Raw genomic sequence first — 3,766 nt, forward strand, 5'->3', positions numbered from 1 at the left:
CTGAGGTCCGGCGTCTGGCTCAGGCCCAGATAGGCCGCGTCCAGCAACTGCCAGCGGTGGTCGCCACGGCTCACCGAACTGGCGTCCTGGGCGAAGGGCGCGAAGCCCTCTTCGGCCAGCTGTTCAGGCGTCGGCAGGGCGCTGTGTTCCTCCTGCAGCAAGTGGATTTCATCCAGGGTCACCCGCAGGTCGGCGTAGATGCCTTGCTCGGCGGCGCTGAGGTCGCGGCGGGCGTCCAGTTGGTGGCTGGGCACGGCGGCGATCTCCTGGCTTTCACCGCGCAAGGCCACCACCGTGCCGGCAACGGCGAGGATGATCAGGCACAACAGCAGGACATACAGGGTTTCGTGCCCGGCACCGGCCGGGCGCACGACTTGGGTTGTACGGCTCATTGGGGCTGGATATCCGCTTGGTCGATTTCCACCACGTGGCCGGGGCCGGCATCAAACAACACGTAGAACTCGGCGGAGGGTTTCTTGAAGGTCAGCTTCGAGTCTTCTCCCAGCTTGCCGGGCACCAGGATGGTCTCGTCGTAGCCGATCACGTCCAGGGTCACGCCGGGGGCACCGCTGCCATCAGAGAAACCACCGGTGCACTGGATCTGCTCGCCGGCGATTTCCTTGCATTCGCACATCGGGTTGTGGGCCAGGGCGACGGTACTGAAACCGGCACTGAGGATCAGCGCGCCAACGGTGCGGGCCAGTTGCGGCAAAGTCATGGTTTAACTCCTCGTTTTTTCAGCCAGTCGATGGTGGCCGGCGATGCCTGGCTCAAGGGAATGGAGGCCTGGTGCATGGCGCCGTCCCAGCCTTCCATGGTGATCCACACTTCGGCGTCCAGCGGGGTGCGCTCAGGGATCGGCAACGCGGCGCCCATGCGGTATGGGGTGCCGAAGAAAATCACCCCGGCCGCCCGCAGGCTGCGGGGCTTGCCGATACGCAGGTAGGTCGCCTTGACCTGGTCGATGCACGTGGCACACAGGGCAGCGTTGAAGGATTTCATCGGGCCTGCCGGGTCCGGGCGCGGCGGCTCGTTGCGTAGCTCGGCGAGCTTCAGGCTCCAGGGGCCGACCTGTACTTCGCCGATCTCCCGTTCGCCCAGGCCGCTGTCGCCGCGAAACAGTGCCGCGTCGGCAAAGTACTTGGGCATGAAGCCCAGGGGCACCAGCAACAGCAGGATATTGATGTGGAAGCGCCATTTGAGCCAGAAGGCCCGCAGGGGCGAGGGGGGTTGAACCGTCATGGCCTTGTTCATGGGTTGGCCTCCGTGGTCTCAGCCTGCAAGGCCTGGGTTTTCGCCGGTTGACGGGCTGCCTTGGCTTCGCGTTTCAGCGCATTGAGGGTGGCCAGAGCCGTGCGTTTGGTCCAGATCAGCAAGCCGCTCAAGACCATCATGCTCAGCACCAGGCCGAAGAAGGCCCAGATCAGCTTGATCCAGATCCCGCCAAAGTCCCCGGTGTGCAACGGGCGCATGGATTCGGTGACGAACTCCAGGGCCGAACGGTCGGACAGCAGGTGCGAGGCGGCGATTTCGCCGTTGTACGGGTTGATTTCCGCGGTCTGGAACATCAGCGGGTACCAGCCACGCCCGCCGATGCGCAGGTGGCTGTAGGCGTTGCTGGGCAGGCTCACGAAGCTGGCCTCAAGCCCGGGAATGCGCTGGGTGGCGATGTTGATCGCCTCGTCCAGGGGAATCATGGGCGCCGGTACGCCCGGGGCGGACATCGGCACTTTGTCGCGGGCAATCGCCGGGACGATTGGCTCGCTGGAAATGGTGATCTGGTTATCGCCCAGGATCGCCTGGATCAGGAACCAGGTGCCGGTGATCGAGATCACCGCGATAAACCAGATCGACCAGATGCCGCTCAACCGGTGGAAGTCGCCCCAGAAAATCCGCGCACCGTGACGAATGCGCAGGGTCGGCCTGAAAAAACCTTTCCAGAAACGCTTGTAGACCACGAGGCCGGTGACCAGCGAGGCCAGCAGCGGCAAGCCCAGCAGCGAGACCAGGTACCAGCCCCAGCTGTAGCCATTGGTGAAAGGCACCAGCCACCAGCCATGCAGGGCACGGGTAAATTGCTGGAAGTTGAACGATGGGCTGATGCCCTGGATCACCCCGGTGTATGGGTTGACGTAGACCTCCAGCGAGCGCCCGTCGGGGTAGCTGAGGTCGGCGCTGAGGGCGAAGTGCGATTCGTCCGGGCGGCTCAGGGATTCGACGATCACCTGGGGTTCGGCGCGCTTGATGGCGCCGATCACCTGGTCGTAGGTGAGCGGTTCGGCATCGTCCGACGGCTTGCTGGCGCGGATGTCCGGGTTGGCCAGCCAGACGATCTCCTGGCTGACCACCGCCAGGGTGCCGGTGACGCAGACGATCAGCACAAAGAACCAGATGGGCAATGCCAGCCAGCTGTGCACGAGAAACCAGAGTTTTGAGCGTGACTTCTTCGACATGTGAATGAGGGTCTTGATCGGAGGGAGGCGGTAAAGGCCCGGAAAACGCCACCCGTAGCTTTTGCTGACGCGAGCGGCTGTATCTAAGTTAAGACGGATGAGAAACACAAAACCCTAAGGCGGATATGAAAGTAAATGTTTCAGATACGCATTCATGCAACACGAAACATGTTCCGAGCCATCACCAAGGCGGGATTGATGGGGCGGGGGCGCTGCCTATGATGGGGTCATACCGTTGAGCGAGCCCCATAATGACTTCTGCCAGAACCCTCTACGACAAACACATCGATTCCCACACGGTGTGCCGCCTGGATGACCAGGGCCATGTGCTGCTGTACATCGACCGCCAGGTGATCAATGAATACACCAGCCCGCAAGCTTTCAGCGGCTTGCGCGAGGCGGGCCGTGGTGTGTGGCGGCCCGGTACGGCGTTGGCGGTGGTCGACCATGTGAACCCCACCACGCCCAAGCGCATCGCGACCATGCCGGATGCGGGCGGCGCGCGCCAGGTGTCGTACCTGGCGGAAAACTGCCGGGATTTCGGGATCGAGCTGTTGGATATCCTCGACAAGCGCCAGGGCATCGAACACGTGATCGCCCCGGAGCAGGGTTTTATCCTGCCGGGCATGGTGATCGCCGCCGGCGACAGCCACACCACCACCTACGGGGCCTTGGGCGCGTTCGGCTTTGGCATTGGCACTTCGGAAATCGAGCATTTGCTGGCCTCGCAAACCCTGGTCTACAAGCGTCTGAAAAGCCTGCGTGTGACCGTGGACGGCGAACTGGCCCGTGGGCTGACCTCCAAGGACGTGATCATGGCGCTGATCGGCAAGATCGGTGCCTCGGGTGCCACCGGCTACGCCATTGAGTTTTGTGGGTCGACCATCGATGCCCTGAGCGTCGAGGCGCGCATGACCATCTGCAACATGGCGGTGGAAGCCGGTGCACGTGGAGCCTTCATGGCGCCGGACGAAAAGGTCTTCGCCTACCTCAAGGGCAAGCCACGCGCGCCGAAAGGCGAGTTGTGGGAACGCGCCCTGGTGGGCTGGCGCCAACTGCACTCGGATGCCGACGCGGTGTTCGACCTCGAAGTGCAACTGGATGCCAGCGCCCTTGAACCGATGGTCACCTGGGGCACCAGCCCCGACCAGGCCGCGCCCATCGGTGCCCGAGTGCCGGACCCGCAAGACATCAGCGACCTGATCCTGCGCCAGGACATGCGCCGTGCCTTGAACTACATGGGCCTGGAAGCGGGCATGCCGTTGAGCGACATTGTGATCAGCCACGCGTTTATCGGCTCCTGCACCAACGCC

Annotated in this window: 5 protein-coding genes; 1 reads left to right on the forward strand and 4 read right to left on the reverse strand. The window is 63.3% G+C overall.

The genetic code is table 11. The features are described 5' to 3' along the window. From HX846_RS21835 to HX846_RS21850, 4 genes are all read right to left on the reverse strand, one after another. Positions 1 to 392, reverse strand: a 392-nt coding sequence (locus tag HX846_RS21835; RefSeq protein ID WP_178966081.1) for a DUF6162 family protein, incomplete at its 3' end; no start/stop codon positions are given. After that, entirely contained in the window at positions 389 to 718 is a 330-nt protein-coding gene (locus HX846_RS21840) for a hypothetical protein (protein WP_003208992.1), read from the reverse strand. The genes HX846_RS21835 and HX846_RS21840, both read right to left, overlap by 4 nt. Beyond that, positions 715 to 1,254, reverse strand: a complete 540-nt coding sequence (locus HX846_RS21845; protein WP_008431660.1) for a hypothetical protein — start codon at positions 1,252 to 1,254, stop codon at positions 715 to 717. The genes HX846_RS21840 and HX846_RS21845 overlap by 4 nt, the downstream gene beginning before the upstream one ends. After that, positions 1,251 to 2,453 carry a PepSY domain-containing protein gene (locus HX846_RS21850; RefSeq protein WP_087695105.1) on the reverse strand — a complete coding sequence of 401 codons (1,203 nt, stop codon included), beginning with the start codon at positions 2,451 to 2,453 and terminating at the stop codon, positions 1,251 to 1,253. The genes HX846_RS21845 and HX846_RS21850 overlap by 4 nt, the downstream gene beginning before the upstream one ends. Before the next feature lie 251 nt (positions 2,454 to 2,704). Between HX846_RS21850 and HX846_RS21855 the strand changes: the two genes are divergently transcribed. After that, the coding region (locus HX846_RS21855; RefSeq protein ID WP_178966082.1) for a 3-isopropylmalate dehydratase large subunit at positions 2,705 to 3,766 on the forward strand (1,062 nt) is incomplete at its 3' end.

Origin of the sequence: Pseudomonas sp. K5002 (genome assembly GCF_013386655.1) — a bacterium.
GTDB lineage: Bacteria > Pseudomonadota > Gammaproteobacteria > Pseudomonadales > Pseudomonadaceae > Aquipseudomonas.

Excerpts from the sequence above, each read along its gene's own strand:
- HX846_RS21850 (WP_087695105.1), bottom strand. The coding sequence starts at position 2,453 with ATGTCGAAGAAGTCACGCTCAAAACTCTGGTTTCTCGTGCACAGCTGG.
- HX846_RS21840 (WP_003208992.1), bottom strand. The coding sequence starts at position 718 with ATGACTTTGCCGCAACTGGCCCGCACCGTTGGCGCGCTGATCCTCAGT.
- HX846_RS21845 (WP_008431660.1), bottom strand. The coding sequence starts at position 1,254 with ATGAACAAGGCCATGACGGTTCAACCCCCCTCGCCCCTGCGGGCCTTC.